Raw genomic sequence first — 20578 nt, forward strand, 5'->3', positions numbered from 1 at the left:
ATATAAAAGATATATAAAAACTGTCACATGGTTGATGTCTGCATATCTTTTATATTGTGAGAAAGCCAGTTGGTCGGACCTTTGAAACGTTATTCACATCAGTTTATCTAGATGGCTTGATATAAGAAAGCGTAGCAGTATTTTAAGAAAAGGAGTGCTCTGTGAAATTCTCTTGTGCATTAGAAACGTCTTCTGAACGTATTCGTCTGGTCAATGTTATTTCGCCGCTTATCAAAGCAGGTTATCAGCTAGTCTCCCAAAAGCAAGAACCTTCAGAGAATGGTGGTAATATCATTCATGTGATCGCAAGAAGCCTGGGCTCTAAAACGCAGGAAGATCTAATCGAGGATTTATCTTCAATTGAAGGTTGTACGCTTTTTAATCTAGAAATAGAAGAAGAGGGTGGCTCGTCAGCTGCTCCTGCAAAAAAGACATTGGATGAGAAAAGCGTCTTATCAGCCATTGGTGCTTATTACCCTAAAATAGCAGATATTGTCAGCCAGTATGAAGATAGTTTACCTATTGAGCGACGTGTGACGGCATTGCAAGAGTTGGGTCGTAAGGTTGGCGGCGGTATTTACCAGCGTGATTATTCACTTGGCAGTCCACTGAAGATGCCTACTACGATCACTCGTGAGCTTGTGCCAGCACTGAAAGGTCTGTCTAAAGTTAAAGCAAAAAACAATGTGATCTATTTAATCAAATGTCCGTTCTGTAAGTCGTCAGATCATACTCACTCAGGATGTCATTTTATTGTGGGCTATATAGAAGGCTTTTTGGCAAGCAACCCTGCTATAGATGTGGTTCAAGTTGAAGAGACTAACTGCGGCGCCGGTAGTACCAATATTTGTGAATTTACCATTGGGTAGGAAAAATTGTGTGTAGATAATTTCATGTCTATGCAAAAAAATCAACGAGCGAATGACGCACCGTGTTGCAATAAAAGTAACGTTATTTGACTCAATTCTTATGATAGATAAAAGGCAAAAAAATGATGGAAGTTGAATATAACTTACTTTTGGTATTGGTCTCATACGCCATTGCAGTATTTGGTTCTTATGTTGGCTTAAACCTTGCCATTCGAGTACCTTCTGCTAAGCCAGGAACAGATTTGTATTTTTGGGTAGCGCTATCATCGATTGCTATCGGTGGTGCGATTTGGTCTATGCATTATATCGGTATGATGGCAGTAGATATGAAGATGCCTGTGACTTATGACTTAGGGCTAACAATTGTCTCAATGCTACTCGCGATTTGTTTCGTTGCAGTCGGTATTGTCATCGTAGGTCGCGGTGAATCAAGCGTTGCTAAGTTAATCGGTGGCGGCGTACTTACTGGACTGGGTGTTGCAGCTATGCATTATACCGGTATGGCCTCTATGCAGATGGACGCTACCATGTCATACAATATACCGCTGCTTATCTTATCGATTGTGATTGCTATTGCAGCTGCTATCGCTGCGCTATGGTTGGCATTCAATCTACGTGGTACATTACAGCGTTTTGGTAGTGCCTTCATCATGGGTCTGGCAGTTTGTGGTATGCATTACACTGGGATAGCCGCGATGGAAATGACGATGACTGATCACTCAATGTCTATGGATTATACGCATGCAGGTGCCATATCTTCATCAATTATGATCTTCATCGGTTCAGCAATCGTATTGAGCTTACTATGGGTCATTGCTTCTAAAAATGCACCTAAGCAAGCGACACTAGCATTTGGCGAGTAATTTTAAACGCTCATTTTTAATATCAATTAAAAATGAAAATAAACAAGGGTTTTTAGATTAATATCTAAAAACCTTTTTTGTGTCCGTTCAAATCATCTGCTAACCACGTGTATGCGTAGCGGATTATTTATTCATCATCCTTTTCAATTTTGACACTCATCATAATAGAGCGTACTTGGCATGGTTTAATATGCTGAATATTGGTCTCTAAGTTAGGTCTCTCTGATAGCCCCAACCAATAAGAAAATCCAGCTTGAGTCAAATCAATCCCACTATGAGAGGTATACCCAATGCCACCTGATGGACGGCTATTAATTTCAAGAACTCGGTGCTGACCGCTATCATCAGCTTTGGTCTGTACACTGACGATACCATCACAGCCAAAAGCCCTAATCAATGGGATTACGACATCCATGACAGACTGCTCATAACCAACGTGTTGTATCTTTCCTGTTTTATGACGAGTGACAGCAGCTAGGACTTCGCCATATTCACAGACTACATCGATAGAGTACTCTTGCCCTGACAGATAAGGCATTAGCAGCATTGGAATAGGGCGCTCGTGTACCATTTGGCTGTTGGTATAGGCATTCACAAACTGAGCTGTGTTGATTTTTTTCTCTTCAGTAAAATATAAGTGCTCAAAGCTATCATATTGCTCGCCATATTCTTTACCAGAGTCCAGTCGCCAAAACCCTTGGGCAAAAATACCGACAACAGGTTTAACACATAGAGGTTGGTCACCATGCTCGGCTAATAAAGCCTCAAGCTCCGCCGTATTGTCAAAACGCCATGCGTCTGCCACTGGAATGTTATGAGTGTGACAATGCTGCATAAAAGCAAATTTATCATCGATTGATTCTAGTGCCGTTACGCTGGTTGCGCCCGTCAATAAGCGAATACCCGCAGCGTCAAATTTCTCACGATGCACTTCATAATCAATACCATTGCGCCCAGTCAGTAGTACTTTTACGTTATGCTTTTGAGCTTGCTCCAATACGAATTGCCAGCGTGGTATGGCAGTTTCATCAGTCATTTGGATATCAGTATCTATAATCGAGTCAGATGGCTCGCGATAAACCATATCGGCAAATTCGAAAATCTCAGGTCTATCATGACGGTGTGAGGCAAAAACTTGAAAGGGCTTATTTGATTTGCTCTTTAGACTTTGTAAGCTCTCCAACATATCACGCTGGCTAGATTGACCTTCAGCTAACCACGCTGCTACTGGTATTGAAGGGTTACTATTGTCAGCAAGATTATTCATAATTCTCTCAGCGTTATCATTAGGTGTAGGGGAATGGGCAAGTCAATACTGCTACTGCAAATCTAGTTGTAATATTAGCAAAGGTATACGGTTTAATAGGACGTATTATATACAAATGATATGCGTTATAAACGCCTCTGATAAAATAGTCCTAGGGATTTGTAAGAACGACTTTAGTGCTTATATCGCGATTGTCTGATTCAAAAAATTCATGATATCCATGCTACTATATGATGATAGTAGGCATGACAATGACAACAGCATAATAAATAATCCAAAGGACGTATGATGAGTCAAAACCAACCTCAAAAACTAATTGCAGGTGCCAATGCGCCACTACCGACTGACAATATTAGCATTCGTATTTTAAGCCAAAATGCCATCGATTGTGCCGCTTATCGTCTGACTACTGACGGCAAAGTACGCGGTGATGGAGACATGATATTTTATGGTCAGACACGTAGCGATGATGGTAATGTTAGCTTCCGTGGTCATGACAGTGATGGGTTTTTTGATATTAATTTGTCTGCACAGCCTGCAAGTATTGAGAAAATTGCCCTAGCGTTTTCTAGTGCGCAAACACTGTCACAAGTTGGCGATGTGGACATTCAAGTTCTGCAAGGCAATCAAGTACTGATGACCTGTCAGCTGAGTAGCGCAGGCCGTAATGAAAAAGCCATTATATTGGCTGAATGCTATCGCAGACAAGGAAGCTGGAAATTTCGTTTTATTGCCCAAGGATTTGAGGGAGGGCTAAAGCCTTTATCTGAGCATTTTGGTGTGGAAATCGCTGATGAAGCGCCTGCCCAAAATCATAACCCTGCACAAAGCCAACCTCAACCTATCAACACGCAGCGACCAATCAATACGCAAAAAGCAGGCAACACGTCTCAAGCCAACAATCCGCCACCGATTCCTGCTAACTCTTCAATTAACTTAAGTAAAATAACCTTAACTAAAAATCAATCTAGCATTAATCTTAAAAAACGTGATGATTTTGGCAAAATTTCGGTCAATTTAGATTGGAATCAACGCCCGCAAAATGATAAATCAACACCTAAGAAAGGCATACTGGGTGATTTGTTTAAGCAGCATCAATCAAGCGGTATCGATCTAGATGTTGGCGCTATGATTCATCTAAAAAATGGTGAAAAAACTTTGATTCAAGCGTTGGGCAATCGCTTTGGTAGCTTGCAATCAGCGCCTTATGTTTGTTTACGTGCGGATGATAGAACGGGGCAGGTAAGCGGCGGTGAATGGCTAGATATCAATGGTCAGCAATGGTCGCAGATTGAAGAAGTATTTATCTTTGCGTTTATTTACGAAGGCGCACCTAACTGGGAAAAAACCGATGGGGTTGTGACTATCCATGTGCCAGAGCAATCACCGATTGAGACACGTTTGACCGAAGGTGCTGGTAATCTACCAATGTGTGCCATTGCCCGTTTGGTCAATCAACAAGGCAGTATCAATGTTGAGCGTATCAACCAATACTTCAAAGGTCATCAAGAAATGGACAAAGCGTTTAACTGGGGCTTTAGTTGGAAACGTGGACGTAAATAGTGTTTTTTAAGATCTAAATAATAAATATAAAAGAGCGGCCCAACTATTGATAGATGGACCGCTCTTTTTTCAAATAAACTATTTAACTAGATTGGTAATAATCCAGTTAAAGTCTCAAGTCAATTATGCATGCGGTGTGATAGCAGGCATTAAGTCGTGGAAGGTGCGGCCAGAAGCTGTCTCGCCAATCGCATGCATTTTCCATTCATTATTGTGACGATAAACTTTTGCCATTACCATTGCTGTGTGTCCACCTTGGGCAGATAAGTTATAACGTGCTACTTCACTATTGTTATTGGCATTAACGATACGGCAAAAAGCATTTTCTACTGTCTCAAACGTTTGACCAGTAAAGCTATTGACCGTAAATACCAATGAGACCACATTAGCAGGTACTCTTGAGAGGTCAACGTTTATGACTTCATCATCGCCATCACCGTCGCCAGTACGGTTATCACCAGTATGCACGATACTGCCGTCTTTCGATTTTAACTGACTGAACCAAATTGCATCGACCGCTTGCTTGTTAGCATCGAACATGATGCATGAAGCATCTAAATCGATAGAATCGCCGCCAGAACCGCCGCCGAATAATTTTCCTAAGAAGCCACCTTTTTTATCTTGTGGCCCTTGAGCAACATCCCAGCCTAGACCTAGTTTAACTTGAGTCAGCTCGCCACCAGCTTCTTTGCTTAGGGAGATTTTTTGACCTTTTTGAAGACTAACTGCCATGTGAGTATCCTTATAATAATTGTGAGTAAAACCGTTTAAAAATAATGCTAAAGAATGTTATAAATTGCGAAAGGCACTATAAGATATTGTCTAAAAAGCCACCACCGCCACCACGTCCGCCTGAGCTACTACCTAGGACGCTTTGTATCCAACCTTGATAACTGTCACGATTGCGCGAGCAAATAATGACTTTGCCATTTCCTGAGAAGTTCAGAACCATACCTTCGCCACTGGTGACGGAGTTAATAATATTGCTCATGATGCCTTTTTTCTTACTGGTCGAAACTGACAACTTGTATTCAAGATTCGAATCCCAGCAGACTACATGACCATTATCAATGATGACGTCTTTGTCTGGTGTGACATCAATTTCAAACAACGAGCCAAAACCAGATACCACGACTTGGCCTTGGCCTTGGGTCTGCATCACCATAAAGCCGCCTGTATCACCAAATACTGCACCGCCTAAGTTGCGTTGAATATTGGCTCTGATATCGACGCCAGTTTGGGCCGCGACAAAAGCACCATCACTCAAGGTATACTGCTGTTTGCCAACTTCTATGATTTGCATATCACCATCGAGCGTAGGCGAAAGCAGACAGTCGCCCTCACCATTAACCGCTTCAATCTGCTGTTGAAACAACGATTCATCGTTTGCAAAGCGGCGCATCAGTGACTGCATCAGCCCACCTTGTAGCTTACCTTTCAGCTCAAGATTGGACTCCATCATCACCATTGCATTGGCTTCACAATAAATTGAATCGCCTTTTTTAAGATTACAATGCAAAAAAGGTTCAATAGTACCGATTAAACTGAATGTTGCGGCCATGGCTTGCAAATCCTTATTCTAATATCTTTGTTAAATGCTCTTAATGTGTGCGTGTGCTTTTATGTGCTCTATAGCTTTTAATGATAAGCCAATTAAATTTAAAGCCATCAAATGCGTTAAAGGGGCACACTTGATGGCTCATTAGATCATAACCAGACGTCTGATTATGATAATTGGCTTGCTAAACGTTTACGTTGGTTTTAACGTTAAACATTTACGCCATAAGAGGCTGCTAATGGTCCAAGACCACCGCTGAAGCCTTGACCAACCGCACGGAATTTCCAATCACCGCTGTGACGATATAATTCACCGAAAATCATTGCTGTTTCAGTACTGCCGTCTTCTGATAGGTCGTAACGAGCGATTTCAGATTCGCCATTGTCGTTTACAACGCGGATATAAGCATCACCAACTTGACCGAAGTTTTGGTTACGTGCTTGGCCTTCATAGATGATGGCGCAGATAGCTACTTTGTTGACATCAGCTGGGATGCTTGCAAGATTGATTTTGATTTTCTCATCATCGCCATCGCCTTCGCCAGTACGGTTATCACCAGTATGCTCAACAGCACCGTTGTCTGATTTTAGGTTATTGAAAAAGATAAAATCTTGGTCGTTACGGACTTTGCCTGCTTCGTTAATCAAGAAACCGATTGCATCTAAATCAAACTCTTGGCCGTCAGTGGCACGTGGATCCCAGCCTAGACCGACTGTAATGTTAGTTAAACCTGGCGCTTCTTTTGATAAGTTTACGTTGCCGCCTTTTGTTAAGCTAATAGCCATACAAATATCCTTTGGATTAATAGTTAAGTGGATTGAGTGATAAAAAATAAACTAAAAGTTGTGCAGTGACTGATACCTCAGAGCAAATAATAAAAACTTACCTGTACGCTATGCCCTGCATATCATTACGTTTTACTATACTAAGCGTTTGCTCACTAAGCAAGGCGTATTTTGTGCACTTACTATATGCTTACTAAGGGACATAATACTTCTGTATCTTTGATAATTTCTAATCAACTTAGCAATAGTCGTTAAGATATTGTTATGAAAAGTAATGTTTCATACAAAAGGGATTTAGCACAAAGGTAGCTTAGATAAAACAATCGCTTTAAAAAACACCGACTGACTATATGGGCTTAGAATAAACTAACTCATGGCTTAGGTATGCTTCGCAGCTAGTATGAGAGCATGGCATTATATAAAAAACCTATTTAGATAAATATACATGTATCTCTTATTCTGCAAAAACCGACCAGCCAGTTTTTTGTACAAAGCGCTCTAGTGCTTTTAGTCCAAGCTTAGAGTTACCTACATGATCAAGCCCTGGTGACCAGACAGCGATAGACCCTTTACCAGGTGCTATCGTCAAAATACCGCCACCAATACCACTTTTGCCTGGTAAGCCCACACGGTAAGCAAATTCGCCAGAACCATCATAATGACCACACATCATCATCAATGAGTTAATACGGCGTGCTCGTTTTTCATTGATTACACGTACTCCTGAGTGTTTATCAACTCCGTTAGACACTAAATAAAGACCGGCGCTGGCCAACTGTTGGCAGTTCATTGCAATTGAGCACTGATGAAAATACGTACCTAATACATTGTCCACATCGTGTCTTAAACGACCAAAGGATTTCATAAAGTGCGCCAGAGAGGCATTCCGGTCCTTGTGCGCCATCTCAGAAGCCGCTACTTTGTGATCAAAGCGAATTGACTCATCATCTGCAATGAGGTGAACAAACTGCAGGATTTCACCCAGTGTTTCTTTGGGTTTATGCCCCATCATAATAGCATCCACCACGGCAATGGCACCAGCATTGATAAATGGGTTGCGCGGTCGACCAGACTCATGCTCGAGCATCACAATTGAATTAAAAGGATCGCCAGATGGTTCACGCCCGACGTGTGTCCAAAGTGTATCGCCTAGCTTGCCAAGACCAATGGTTAAGGTAAATACCTTAGAGATACTTTGGATGGAAAACAGAGTGCTTGCATCACCTGCTGTATACATATGCCCATCAGGAGTCGCTACGGCTATACCGAACTGATTAGGATCAATATGAGCCAATTGCGGGATATAATCTGCTACTTTGCCGCGATCAGTTTCTCTTGCCATCTCTGCGGCAATATCATCAAGAATGTTTTGCATATCGTTTATAGGGTCTTATTTCGACAATTTATTTAAGGACGAGGATTTTAACTGAAGATAGGGTAATAGTAACAGGGCAAACGTAACTTTAACCATTGATTGTCTCAATTATTGGTTATTTCGATATTTTTTGGACTTCGATATGACCTGATAGGGTGACAAAAACAGTATGACAAAAAAACAGGCCATACCTGATGATATGACCTGCTTAGATGTATAACTAGATACAGACTACACTGAATACAGATTACACTGAGAACATGCCTTAGTTTAAGCTTGCTTTCTCAGCTTTACGATGCTGAAGTGACGCTAGCAGCGCCCAACCAATAAAGGCAATACCAATCAGACCAGTGATAATCTCTGGTACATGGAACTTCACTGACAATAGCATAATCAGTGCCAATGCGCCGATTGCATAATGTGCGCCATGCTCAAGATAGATGAACTCGTCAAGCGTGCCTTTGTCTACCAAGAAGATAGTCATAGAACGTACGAACATCGCACCAATTGCAAGACCTAACATGATAACAATTACGTCATTGGTGATTGCAAATGCGCCAATCACACCATCGAAACTGAATGAGGCATCTAGGACTTCTAAGTATAAGAAACCAATGATACCGCCTTTCATGATAGCACTGGTCGCCGCAGCGCCCGAACCATTTTCTTCGTTTTCTAAGTCTTCTTCCAGATCGCCCTCAAGCATACCTGATACAACCTGTACGCCCAGATAAACCAAGATACCCCAAACACCTGCGATTAGGACAGCACTTGACTGCTCTGCATTGGCCCATGATACCGCAATCATCAAGACGATAAGCGCTACAAATACGCTCATGGCATCGACTTTACCTAGCTTGGCTAAACGGCTCTCAAGCCAGTCAAACCAATGTACTTCTTTGTCATCAAAAATAAAGTTCAAGAATACCAATAGTAAGAAAATACCACCAAATGCTGAGATTTCCGCATGGTGTGCCATCAGTCTTGCTGAGTACTCTTCAGGGCTATATAAAGCCAAGTTAATGACTTCCATCATACCAAGGTCAGCAGTAACCGCGACGATGACAATAGGGAAGACCAATCGCATACCGAATACAGCGATTAGGATACCAACGGTTAAAAATATCTTTTTCCAAAATTCGTCCCAGCCCTTGAGGACTGAAGCATTGACCACCGCATTATCAAACGATAATGAAATCTCCATGACGGCCAAAATAGCGGTAATAGATAGCGTGGTGATCATCCCACCCATACCACCATGTGAATATCCCCACCATGCCGCTATCGCTAAGGCAATGATAGTGAAGATAAAGTCTAAATAAAAATGTCTCATGACACATCCTGTCTGGTTGCGTAAAGCTAAGGTCTACCTAGTATAGGCATGAACCGCAAAAAAGCGGTTATTGCTAACCACTTTTTATGCATAATTTTAAACGAAACGGAAAGCATTACTAGTCATTTGGTCATTAAAAATTGTGACTATTTGCAACGATGGCGGTTTGCTATTTTGGACGTGATGACGGTGACTAATAATAGACTAAATACCAGTAAATAATGGTTTTAGATATCAACACCGTATTGCTGACACATCGCTTGCAAGCCGCCAGAATAGCCTTGACCAACAGCGCGGAATTTCCATTCACCATTGTGACGATATACTTCGCCAAACACCATCGCTGTCTCTACAGAGTAGTCTTCTGCTAGATCAAAACGTACCACTTCAGTGCCAGTCTCTTCGTTAACGACACGGATAAAGGCGTTTGCGACCTGACCAAAGTTCTGGCTACGCGCTGCAGCGTCATGAATAGTCACTGTCACGACTACTTTATCTACGTCTGCAGGTACTTGAGTGAGGTTTACTTTGATAACTTCATCATCACCGTCGCCTTCGCCAGTACGGTTGTCACCAGTATGCTCGACAGCGCCATTGTCAGACTTCAGCTGATTATAAAAGATGAAGTCATGATCGCCGCGCACTTTACCCGCGCCATTTAGCAAAAATACGCTAGCATCAAGGTCGAACTCAGCACCAGAAGTGGCACGCTCATCCCAACCAAGACCGATAAGTAGCTTGGTTAAATTTGGGTCAGTTTTCGTTAGCGATAAATTACCGCCTTTATTAAGTGATAAAGCCATGGTGTTATCCTTTTTATTAGACATTAGTGGTTTTATAAAGTCATCGAAAAAAGGCGATGCTTACGCAATAACTGCGCAAATCCATCGCCTAGTAACGCTCTATCATAGCAACAAAAAATGGCCCAATCAAAGCTGATTGGACCATTGTTATATTTCATATACATTCGGCAAAAAACAGAAGTTTCAGGTACTTATATTGCCACTATATATCTATAGTCTTACTTATCAAAATCCTGTTTACGGACTTTAGATTCTAAACTGTAAATCTAAAACTTCGAATTATAGACTTTGACGATGACGAATCTCAAAGCTTTGATGAATCGGCTTTTTGATGTTGAAATCAAAGCCAATGGTTTTTTGTGTGATATCAATGATCTCATAACGCTGAGTCAACTGCTCATCTAACTCAAAACGCGTAAAGTTGTTAGAAAAGTACAAGACACCATCAGAGGTGAGGCGGTTCATGGCACGATTAATCAATGCCGCATGGTCACGTTGCACATCAAAAGTACCTTGGAATTTCTTAGAGTTTGAGAAGGTTGGTGGATCAATAAAGATAACATCGAACTGTTCGGTATTGTCTTTAATCCACTCAAAGATATCGGCAGCAACGAACTGGTACTTATTGCGGCTAACATCCAAACCGTTCAAGACAAAGTTTTGTTTGCCCCAATCTAGATAGTTCTGTGACAAGTCAACGCTAGTGACCTTCTTCGCACCAGCAAGCGCTGCATGCACACTTGCGGTACAAGTATAAGCAAACAGGTTAAGTACTGCTTTACCGTGGCTGTTGTCCTTAATACGAGCACGCATATTACGGTGATCGATAAACAGACCAGTATCTAAGTAATCTGTAAAATTGACGTAAAGGTAAGCACCATCTTCACGCGCAACATGAAACTTGCCACGTTTTTCTGTGGTGTTCTGCTTGCTGTACTGATCGTTGCCAGACTGACGGGCACGCGTTTTGATAAAGATCTGTTCACGGTTAATATCGAAGACTTCACGGATACCCATCAATGCCAAGTTAAAGCGTTTTTTGGCGGTCTCGGGTGGTATGGTTTTCGGCGGCGCATATTCTTGCACATGCGCGTAGTCACCATATAAGTCGATAGCCACTTTAAAATCAGGCAGGTCAGCGTCATAGACACGTATATTACTGACATTGTCTTTTTTAGCCAGTTTTTTCAGCTTGGCAAGATTCTTTTGCAGGCGGTTAATAAAGTCTTGACCGTCTTCTACTTCAATCTCACGTTTCTCAAAGCGGCTCACAAGATTGCCTGTTTGCCCAGCAATCAATGTGCCATAGCGGAAATAAACGGTAATGGCACCATTATGACAGCGTAAGGTTTTTGGCTCTTTAATCGGCAAGATATCGACTTGCTCGACATGAGAGGCCAATATACCAAGCATCGGATCAATGCCGCTACCGGCAAAGCTGTCTTGCAGAATAAGCCCAATCGCTTGATACAATGGTTTAATCATCTCCTCATCGCCCAAACGCTCACCATAAGGTGGGTTGGTGATAATTAGAGGGTTGCTCAATCGACCATCATCGACCAAAGGCTTTAGCACACTGCTTAGCCGGTCAAGGGCGCGCGTTTCAATGTCGAGTAGCGGTAGCAAGTCTTGTAGGCCAGCGGCAATCAGGTTTTTTTCTGTGGCGATAATCGCGCCACTATCTGCATCAAATCCCAAAATCAGCGGTAGGGTGTCTGGCTGCTCATTAGCGATGGCTAAGCCTTCACGGAAACGTATCTGTGCATCATCAATCATCTGCTGCCATAGCGTCTCGTCATGATGTTGCCATTGATAAAAACCAAATTGATTGGCGGCTTTGTCGATACCCACGGCATAGTCGCAATGCATCAATAACGCTTCGATAAGGAACGTTCCAGAGCCGCACATTGGGTCAATTAACGCATTATAGAAAGGTGCGTCGCCAGCTTCATTTTTCTTGTGCCAACCAGCGCTATAGAGTAGGGCGGCTGCCAAGTTTTCTTTTAAAGGTGCTTCTGTCATGGCCACACGATAACCACGGCGATGCAAACTGGTACCAGATAAATCTAAATACAACTCAGCTTGCTTATCATTGATGGTAGCAAAAACAGAGAAGTCTGGGTTTTTGCTATCGACGTTAGGGCGGCTGTCGTAAACTTCGTTAAACGTATCGGCAATAGCATCTTTGATACGTAGCATGGCAAATTGCTGACTGACAGCGACACGCTTATCGACAGACAAACGAATAGCAAAGGTTTGCTCTAGGCTAAATTGCTCAGTCCAATTGACCGATTTTGCCAAGCCGTATAGCTGCTCTGCAACGTCGTATTCTGCATTGATGTTTTTACGTTTAATCAGCATCAATACTCGTGAGGCCACACGTGACCATAGACAGATGGTATATAGTTCACGTAAGCCACCAGTTACAGCTAGACGGCCGGTACTTTTGATTTCGCTGTCAATGCCAAAACTGGTTAGCTCAGTCTGCAATGGTGACTCAAGCCCATCGGCACAGGTAATAATAAGATCAAGCGACAACTCTGGTGAAGCTGCTGTTAGAGATGCGGGCGCGGTTTGTTCGGTCATACGGGTACCTGTGGGCTAAATTGACAAAAAAGCAAATAATAAGATAATCGGTGTAACCGGCAATTTTACCATAATTCACAGTAGGATGGTTCAAAGTAGCCGTGTTTAAGATTTTGACTATGTGATAGTCAAATACGTGACAATAAATTCTCTACTCACCCTTCGTCAGTGGTAATTCCTCCGGGACGATTTGAGTGGTGGTTGCAAAGGGCTTGGTCGCGATAGGGTAGTCAACATCCTTTGGCATCAGCAAGCGCATATGCGGATAGGGCGTAGAGATATTAGCCGCGTCAAACGCGATTTTAATCTCTTCTTGTAGCACTTCTTTGATTTTGGGTATGCGGGCAACGGCTGCTGGTTTGACCCAAAAGCGTACGATAAAGAATACCCCGTACTCACCAATTTCTGCCACGGTCGCTGAAGTCTCAGGACGATTAAGCACCGCATCGGTATCGCTGAGTACTTGCAAGATTTCCTTGCGAGCTGTTTCTATATCATCTTCGAACGCGATACGTACGCGAATATCAAAACGGATAAAGTTCTTGGAAGTCAGGTTAATGACTTCTGATGAGGCAACGTTAGAGTTTGGGATAATGACAGTAATATTGTCTCGAGTGAGGATATGAGTGGTGCGCAACGCGATAAGTACCACACGCCCTTCATTATCATTGATATGAATCCAATCACCGACTTGAAAAGACTGCTCAAGCAGAATGGTAATACCAGCGATAAAATTAGCAAGTGTCGATTGAGCGGCGAAACCTACTGCCAAACCAACAATACCCAAACCTGCGACTAAGGATACGATGTCAAAGCCAAATTGCGCCATAACGCTGGCAAGCCCGAGTACCAATAGTAGTACAGATAAAATATTTTTGAGTAGCTGCTCTATGGAAGCATTGAGACCATAATGCTGTAGGACTCTGTGAATGATTTGTCCTGATGATGCCCAAAGTACGTAATAGATGCCCGCCCAAGTGCTTGCCTTCGCAGTGGCTTTGATGGTTTCTGGCTCAAAGTTTATCTGACTCATAATCGCTATCAGACTGGCGACAATCCAGACATAGCGCAAAACTGAACGGACAATCTTGGTGCGGCGCTCATTTAGTCTAATTTTGGCGCGGCTTTGCCTAAGGATATAATTGGCCAACCAATAAAAAAATCCCAATACCGCAAGCAGTATTAGGATTTTGATGCCAGTGCTCGCCAGTTCTACTGCTTGAGAGGACCAATTAAGGGACTCTTCATCGATAGAGCCGCCGAGAGCAAGATATAGGCTAGTATGTAAGTCGCGAATGATCTCTTTAAAAAAGTCGGTAACACTAGCGATTGGCATTTTTTCGTCCATGCAGGATGTGTTTGTACAAAAAATTATAAATGAATATATATTTATAAATTACCTCAAGTCGTCAAGGCAATCAAATAAAGTAACGCTTAAAACTAATTACTACCAAATTGAAAGCATTGCTAACTTGAGGACTTAGCTAAATGGTCAATTAAGAACTATCCTTTTGGGTATCTAAAGATTGGAAAGGTATCTCCATTTTGTACTGCACATCACGTAACGCTGTACGTAGCCCCTCTAGTATCGTTGGGTGATAAAAAGGGGTATCGAGCATAGCCTTGATACTCAAATCATTGGTAATCGCTGTAGCAAGTATATGACCGATATATTCAGCATCAGGACCGACCATACTAGCACCTAAAATTCTGTCTGTCTTTTTGCAGCCATAGATATGTAGCAGCCCGCAATTGACACCCATTACACGGCTACGTCCTTGATTATCAAAGCTCACACTACCGATAACAAATTCAAGTTCTGAATCTTTTTGAATCTCTGGTAAAGACATACCAACATTGACGATTTGCGGTGAGCAAAATACGATAGAAAACGGCGTCGCAGGTGGGCGAATATAGGCCGCTTCTGTATTTTCGCAGACCATGCTGCCCGCACTATAGCCTTCATCGCTGGCCACATGCAGTAACGGAATATTAGCATTGGCATCACCAACGATATAAACGTTTAAGTCGCCAATTTGGCCTGTTTTTTTACTTAAATCTTTTGGACGGTTCTTATCGTCTAGCTCAACGCCCAAGTTTTCGACACCTAGCTGCTTAATATTGTTGCGACGACCAGTAGCAACTAATACGTACTCGCCTTGCCATTGCTGAGACTCACCAGAGCTGTCTTCATACTCGATAAATGCACTTTTATTACCTTCATCTGCTTTTGTGCCTACATCGGTAATTTCGCTGCCTAGATGCATAGTTAATTCATGACTTAAGCAATCCATGGCTTTATTATTAATATTATCATCTTTTAGACCAGCCACTTGTTTGGCACGGTTTAGCAGCGTGACTTCTACACCTAAACGTGTGAATGCTTGTGCAAGCTCTAGACCAATGGCACCAGCACCGACGACAGCCATCGTTTTTGGTAAGTCTTCAAGCTCAAAGACACTATCAGATGTTAGCATGGTATCACCAAGCTTATCCGCCCATCCATCAGGAATAAACGGCGAGCTACCTGTGGCGACAATGATTTGCTCAGCAGCAATCAGCTCATCATTGACCTCGATTAGCCCTTGCTCATTGATACGAGCACGACCGTCGATTTTCTTATGATCAGGCCAGCTGTCTACTTGTTTTTTAATGTAGCTGGCAAAATGACTGCGTTCGTCACGTACACGCTCCATGACTCGTTTGCCATCGATTTGCGCGGTCGCATGGATACCAAATTCAGCAGAATGATTGGCATCATGTGCGCGATCAGCAGCTGCAATTAACAGCTTACTAGGCATACAGCCGACCGCAATACAGGTCGTGGTCCAAAACCCTTCATTAATAATGACCACATCATCTTTGATTTTACTTGCTTGGCGAAACGCATTTTGACCTGCGGTACCCGCGCCAATAATAGCGACAGATACTTTGCGCGTGACTTCTTTCGGCGTATCGTCGGTGGTCGTGTCAGATTGTTTATTCATATTATTCTCTAATAGGGGCAAGGTTATATTCAGTAATAGACTGAATTCTTGGCTTATATTTTTTATTCGGTTTTTATCGTTCTTATGATTAATACTGATTCAACTATAACGTCAATAATACTAATTTAATTACAGAACCAATAATTACGGCGCCAATATAGTCAGTAAGCGACTGGTGTAGTCTTTGGCACGTAGATTACGCTGCGCATGAGTCAGCTCGCTGTCTTTATTGAATACAAATGCTGAACGTACAAGGCCTAACGTAACTTTGCCATACATATTCTTTTCTTTGATAACGTCAAAATACTGGCATAGCTTTTCGTCGGCATCACTGATGAGTGGAATCTGTAAATCATACTTGTCGATAAATTTTTCATGAGATTCAACGCTGTCACGAGAGACGCCGATAATGTCGTAGCCCAATTCGTCAAAATCATGAAGGTGCGAGGTAAACTCTGTTGCCTGTGTGGTGCAACCTGGCGTATTGTCTTTGGGATAAAAATATAAAATCAAGCCTTTATCAGTATTAGCGACCATTTCTTTTAAATTGATTTCATCATGAATAAAATTGCCAGCAAGCTTGCGTACTATAGTTACTGGAAAATCAGGTAGGTGAATGGTTTCTGTTGTTGGCTTGGCCATTGTAAAATCCTTATTAGTTTTAGTTATGTGTATTGGCTTAATGATGGTTCTATTTATAGTGTTCTTATTATAGGCAGATTAGTAGAAATAAATAATCAGTTTTACACTTTGCCCATTCATTGGCAACAAAAAAGACTGGCAATAGCCAGTCTTTTGTATATCAAACGATTAGAAGTTAAGCAGGTTTTTGCGGCTTCTTCAAATCCAAACCAACGGTGCACTGCTGCAAATCTTTTTGCATCGCTTTCACATATGGCAGGTTAGAAGGGTCTTTCTTGTCTTGTGCGTAGCTTTCGATTTCCCACATTTGACCGATAGTCATGTTGCTGCGCACACCAATAGTACAGTTACATAGTTTGGTTGCGTTGCTTTTGTCAGCGACTTTGTATTTGACTGCGCCATTGACACATGAATTGATATTGTCTTGCTTAATGTCAGCAGCGTTGGCTTGTGGCATGGCAAACAGGGCCGCTAAGGCTAGGGGTAGTACTGGCAACAACTTCATAAATTTCCTCTTACGGGTAGCGTCAATTTTTTATCTTTTGCTCAATGCAAAGTCAACTCATCAATATATGAGTGACCGATATCGTCAGGTACATCTTTCGATAAATATAATCGTTCATACGATAGCAAGTATGTCGATTAGAATACAAGAACGACGTGCTGTGTTAATGCAAGCGAATGTTGCGCGAATGTTGATGGGTATCGTCATGCCACGCAACATTTAGCGCTAATACATAGTTAGCTTTATATGATTTGGGTACAAGATAGGCGAGTAAACGTAATACGAGTAGTAGACTAAGCGCGCCTGATACCGTACCCAACTTATATAGGACTGACTAAAATTAATTAAGACTGATAATGAGTAGGGTCGGTTACGCCAGCTTGGGCAAAGCCTTGACGACGCAATGCGCAACTATCACAAACACCGCAAGCAAGCCCATTGGCATCTGCACGATAACAAGAAATCGTCTGTCCATAATCGACACCTAATGACAGACCAAGCTCAATAGTTTGGGCTTTTGATAATTGCTGCAATGGCGTTTGAATCGATAAGCGATGACCAGTAACGCCCGCTTTTGTCGCAAGGTTGGCCATATGTTCAAAGGCAGCTATATACTCTGGGCGACAATCAGGATAGCCAGAATAGTCAACTGAGCTGACACCGATGACAATATGATTTGCATCAGCGACTTCGGCGACTGCTAACGCGTACGATAAGAATATTGTGTTGCGCGCAGGCACGTAGGTATTAGGAATAGCGTCGTTATCGATTTCGTCGCGTTTTTTGCTAGGGAATTTGTCCGAATCACCGTCTGGCACGATCATACTGTGGTCTGTCAATGAAGAGCCACCCAGTTGTGCGATATCAATATCGATGATTCTATGATTGACGCCTGCTGTCTCAGCGATGGTCTTTGCGGCCACAAGTTCACTATTATGACGCTGACCATAGTTAAAGCTGACTGCTGTTACTGATGCATAGCGCGCTTTTGCCCAATATAAGCAAGTCACCGAATCGAGACCGCCTGATAAAAGGACAACCGCATTCTGGCTTTTGGTAAGAGCAGCTAAATCAGCATCTGATACTTGATTGGGGGTGTTTTGCAAAGTAACGTTAGTCATAGTGATATCTATTATTGGTTTACGAAAACGGCTATTTTAGCAAAAATACGTCTACTACAGAACCACGAAGCGACCAATCACCCGTCACTAAGCTACCAAAGCAAATTTAAACAGCATCGTAATAAAATAAAGTCGGTATTACTGTCATCTTTTCAATCTGTTAGCAATATTTGTTATAATCGCAGCTTTTAAAGTATCAGTCACATGACATTGGTGATAATGCTTTAAAAGCCTTATCGCAAATCGCTTTATAGTAAAATCACCCTTATAAAGATATTGAGTAACTTATGATCGCAGCAACCTTATTTACGCCAAATATTCCTTCTCAAGCTGATGATGTATCTGATGCAACGAGCTTTGATACTCAGGCTTTAGACATCAGTACTGACAGTAGAGAGTACGATGACGTCTCTGAAGATGGCAATGATGAGGACATGATTGATGAGCAGTTTGCCGATGCGCAAGCACCTACCGAATCAGCGTACTTTCGTAAACTACAAAAGAAGCTGCGTCGCCAAGTCTCTTGGGCAATCCGCGATTTTAATATGATCGAAGATGGCGATGTGGTGATGGTCTGTGTTTCGGGTGGTAAAGACAGCTATACCTTACTTGATATTTTATTACTGCTAAAACGCATTGCACCGATTCATTTTGATATCGTCGCTGTCAATCTTGATCAGAAGCAGCCAGGCTATCCGGAAGACATCTTACCTGCGTATCTAAACGAGCAGGGCATTGCCCACTATATTTTAGAAAAAGACACATATAGCATCGTCAAAAGTGTGGTGCCAGAAGGCAAGACTTACTGCTCTGCGTGCTCTCGTCTGCGCCGCGGCTCACTATATGGCTTTGCTAAACAAATTGGCGCGACTAAGATTGCCCTTGGCCATCATCGTGACGATATGCTAGCGACCTTCTTTTTGAATTTATTCCATGGTGGTGCGCTCAAATCCATGCCGCCCAAACTGCTGAGTGATGACAAGCAAAATATGCTGATTCGCCCATTGGCCTATGTCGAAGAGAAAGACATTATTGAATATGCCAAATTAAAGGAATTCCCAATCATTCCTTGTAACCTGTGTGGTAGCCAGACCAATCTACAACGCGCCATCATCAACGATATGCTCCGTGAATGGGATGATGCTCATCCGCAGCGTTTGGCTTCTATCTTTAAGGCCATGCAAAACGTCGCGCCATCACAGTTAGCTGATCGTGAATTGTTTGATTTTGAAACACTCAGTCTTGATCGCGATAATGATGAGCGTTTATTTGAAGGCGACAATATTCAAGCTGGTCAGACAGATAGTTTGGCTGAGATTGGTTTACCTGTATCGCCAAGGACGCAAACGTTCAATCCTAAGTTCGCTAGTGATAAGCCTTATTCAACAGAGACGGATAAAGCCGCACAAAACGAGCGTAAAGCACAGAAAATTCCAACGATTAACCCTGTGATTTAGTAGTTTATGAATTAGGGCTATATTAAATAGCTCAAAAAAAACCAGCCACTCGTCAGAGATTGGCTGGTTTTTTCACGTCTAAGTGCTACTAACAGTATTAACTCTTAGCAAAAACTGGTAGTGGGTCAAAGCTGACCTTTGAACGAGGCAGTTTTGCGACATCTTGCATACGCCAATCATCTTTACCGTCGTTGCTAACCTGTAGGTAATACTTGGCTTTTACAGGATCAATATCGACTTGTGCACTGTATTTATTGCCCTCAACATGCTTAAGGACAACATCGCGGTCTTTTTTGATATCCGTTGCATGAGAAATAGAAAGTTCCAACGTATCAGGATAAGTAAGTGGTGTGCCGTTTAGCAGCTTGCCTGACTGGACGCTTTGCTCAGGGTAGTTAAGATAAAACACAATATCGCCATTTTCTGCAAACTGCATTTGTCCATGCAAGTCTAAGTCATACGTGAGCTTATCACGGGATACATCATGATAGAGCGTTTTGCCATCCATATACCAGTCGTCACGTACCACGCTATCACGGATCTGGTAAGAGTAATAAACAAACCAAATACAAGCGATCACGACCGCAGCAGGCATGCCAATCACAAAGATAACGACCATGTAATTTTTATACCATGGCTGCTTATCTTGATGTTTAAAGTTCGGTGCTGGATTAGACATAAAATACCTATTCATCAGATACTTATTTATCAAAGATCTGCTTATCAGATATCGACAAATGGTATCAACGGACAATTTGACGGCTAAGCGCTGCCAGTTTAATGGTAAAACATTTATTCGATAGCCTATCACTATAACAATTAGCTATTTAACTACTTGCACTAGCTACAGACGACCGAATGACA

18 protein-coding genes are annotated in these 20578 nt (G+C 42.2%); 4 read left to right on the forward strand and 14 right to left on the reverse strand.

What is annotated here, in order from left to right:
* Window positions 1-161: 161 nt before the first annotated feature.
* Window positions 162-869, forward strand: a complete 708-nt coding sequence (locus CXF62_RS07260) for a hypothetical protein (RefSeq protein ID WP_102093607.1) — start codon at window positions 162-164, stop codon at window positions 867-869.
* Window positions 870-991: 122 nt separating this feature from the next.
* Window positions 992-1732: an MHYT domain-containing protein gene (locus tag CXF62_RS07265; RefSeq protein WP_102093609.1), complete on the forward strand. Its 741-nt coding sequence runs from the start codon at window positions 992-994 to the stop codon at window positions 1730-1732.
* A 127-nt stretch (window positions 1733-1859) separates the two neighbouring features.
* Here the strand turns inward: CXF62_RS07265 and CXF62_RS07270 are convergent, their stop codons facing one another.
* Complete coding sequence (locus CXF62_RS07270; RefSeq protein WP_102093610.1) at window positions 1860-2999, reverse strand: ATP-grasp domain-containing protein; 1140 nt, start codon at window positions 2997-2999, stop codon at window positions 1860-1862.
* 288 nt (window positions 3000-3287) lie between these two features.
* On the opposite strand from CXF62_RS07270, the gene CXF62_RS07275 reads away from it, so the two are divergent.
* Window positions 3288-4562: a TerD family protein gene (locus CXF62_RS07275; protein ID WP_102093612.1), complete on the forward strand. Its 1275-nt coding sequence runs from the start codon at window positions 3288-3290 to the stop codon at window positions 4560-4562.
* A 123-nt stretch (window positions 4563-4685) separates the two neighbouring features.
* Here CXF62_RS07275 and CXF62_RS07280 read toward each other — a convergent pair whose 3' ends face one another.
* The 12 genes from CXF62_RS07280 to queC all read right to left on the reverse strand — a co-directional run bounded on the left by CXF62_RS07280 (window position 4686) and on the right by queC (window position 18257).
* Window positions 4686-5294 (reverse strand): TerD family protein, encoded by a 609-nt coding sequence (locus CXF62_RS07280; RefSeq protein WP_057760836.1) that lies wholly within the window; start codon window positions 5292-5294, stop codon window positions 4686-4688.
* Window positions 5295-5370: 76 nt separating this feature from the next.
* The gene (locus CXF62_RS07285) at window positions 5371-6123 is read right to left on the reverse strand and encodes a TIGR00266 family protein (protein ID WP_102093613.1); all 753 of its coding nucleotides are present in this window, start codon (window positions 6121-6123) and stop codon (window positions 5371-5373) included.
* Between the two features lie 206 nt (window positions 6124-6329).
* Window positions 6330-6905, reverse strand: a complete 576-nt coding sequence (locus CXF62_RS07290; protein ID WP_057760832.1) for a TerD family protein — start codon at window positions 6903-6905, stop codon at window positions 6330-6332.
* 454 nt (window positions 6906-7359) lie between these two features.
* On the reverse strand, window positions 7360-8280 hold the full coding sequence (locus CXF62_RS07295; RefSeq protein ID WP_102093615.1) for a glutaminase: 921 nt from the start codon (window positions 8278-8280) through the stop codon (window positions 7360-7362).
* A gap of 265 nt (window positions 8281-8545) precedes the next feature.
* Window positions 8546-9613, reverse strand: coding sequence for a DUF475 domain-containing protein (locus tag CXF62_RS07300; RefSeq protein WP_102093616.1), 1068 nt, complete (start codon window positions 9611-9613; stop codon window positions 8546-8548).
* Between the two features lie 227 nt (window positions 9614-9840).
* Window positions 9841-10416 (reverse strand): TerD family protein, encoded by a 576-nt coding sequence (locus tag CXF62_RS07305; RefSeq protein WP_057760825.1) that lies wholly within the window; start codon window positions 10414-10416, stop codon window positions 9841-9843.
* A 279-nt stretch (window positions 10417-10695) separates the two neighbouring features.
* Entirely contained in the window at window positions 10696-13002 is a 2307-nt protein-coding gene (gene rlmKL, locus CXF62_RS07310) for a bifunctional 23S rRNA (guanine(2069)-N(7))-methyltransferase RlmK/23S rRNA (guanine(2445)-N(2))-methyltransferase RlmL (RefSeq protein ID WP_102093617.1), read from the reverse strand.
* A gap of 151 nt (window positions 13003-13153) precedes the next feature.
* Window positions 13154-14338 (reverse strand): mechanosensitive ion channel family protein, encoded by a 1185-nt coding sequence (locus CXF62_RS07315; protein ID WP_228153189.1) that lies wholly within the window; start codon window positions 14336-14338, stop codon window positions 13154-13156.
* Window positions 14339-14498: 160 nt separating this feature from the next.
* Window positions 14499-15989 carry a dihydrolipoyl dehydrogenase gene (locus tag CXF62_RS07320; RefSeq protein ID WP_102093621.1) on the reverse strand — a complete coding sequence of 497 codons (1491 nt, stop codon included), beginning with the start codon at window positions 15987-15989 and terminating at the stop codon, window positions 14499-14501.
* A gap of 144 nt (window positions 15990-16133) precedes the next feature.
* Entirely contained in the window at window positions 16134-16631 is a 498-nt protein-coding gene (locus CXF62_RS07325; protein ID WP_102093622.1) for a peroxiredoxin, read from the reverse strand.
* Window positions 16632-16806: 175 nt separating this feature from the next.
* Window positions 16807-17136, reverse strand: a complete 330-nt coding sequence (locus CXF62_RS07330; RefSeq protein WP_057760815.1) for a hypothetical protein — start codon at window positions 17134-17136, stop codon at window positions 16807-16809.
* A 344-nt stretch (window positions 17137-17480) separates the two neighbouring features.
* Entirely contained in the window at window positions 17481-18257 is a 777-nt protein-coding gene (gene queC, locus CXF62_RS07335; protein WP_101205716.1) for a 7-cyano-7-deazaguanine synthase QueC, read from the reverse strand.
* Window positions 18258-18691: 434 nt separating this feature from the next.
* On the opposite strand from queC, the gene ttcA reads away from it, so the two are divergent.
* Window positions 18692-19714: a tRNA 2-thiocytidine(32) synthetase TtcA gene (gene ttcA / locus CXF62_RS07340; RefSeq protein ID WP_102093657.1), complete on the forward strand. Its 1023-nt coding sequence runs from the start codon at window positions 18692-18694 to the stop codon at window positions 19712-19714.
* A 97-nt stretch (window positions 19715-19811) separates the two neighbouring features.
* Here ttcA and CXF62_RS07345 read toward each other — a convergent pair whose 3' ends face one another.
* Window positions 19812-20393 (reverse strand): FixH family protein, encoded by a 582-nt coding sequence (locus CXF62_RS07345; protein ID WP_102093624.1) that lies wholly within the window; start codon window positions 20391-20393, stop codon window positions 19812-19814.
* Between the last annotated feature and the right edge of the window lie 185 nt (window positions 20394-20578).

This window comes from Psychrobacter sp. MES7-P7E, assembly GCF_002863645.1.
GTDB lineage: Bacteria > Pseudomonadota > Gammaproteobacteria > Pseudomonadales > Moraxellaceae > Psychrobacter.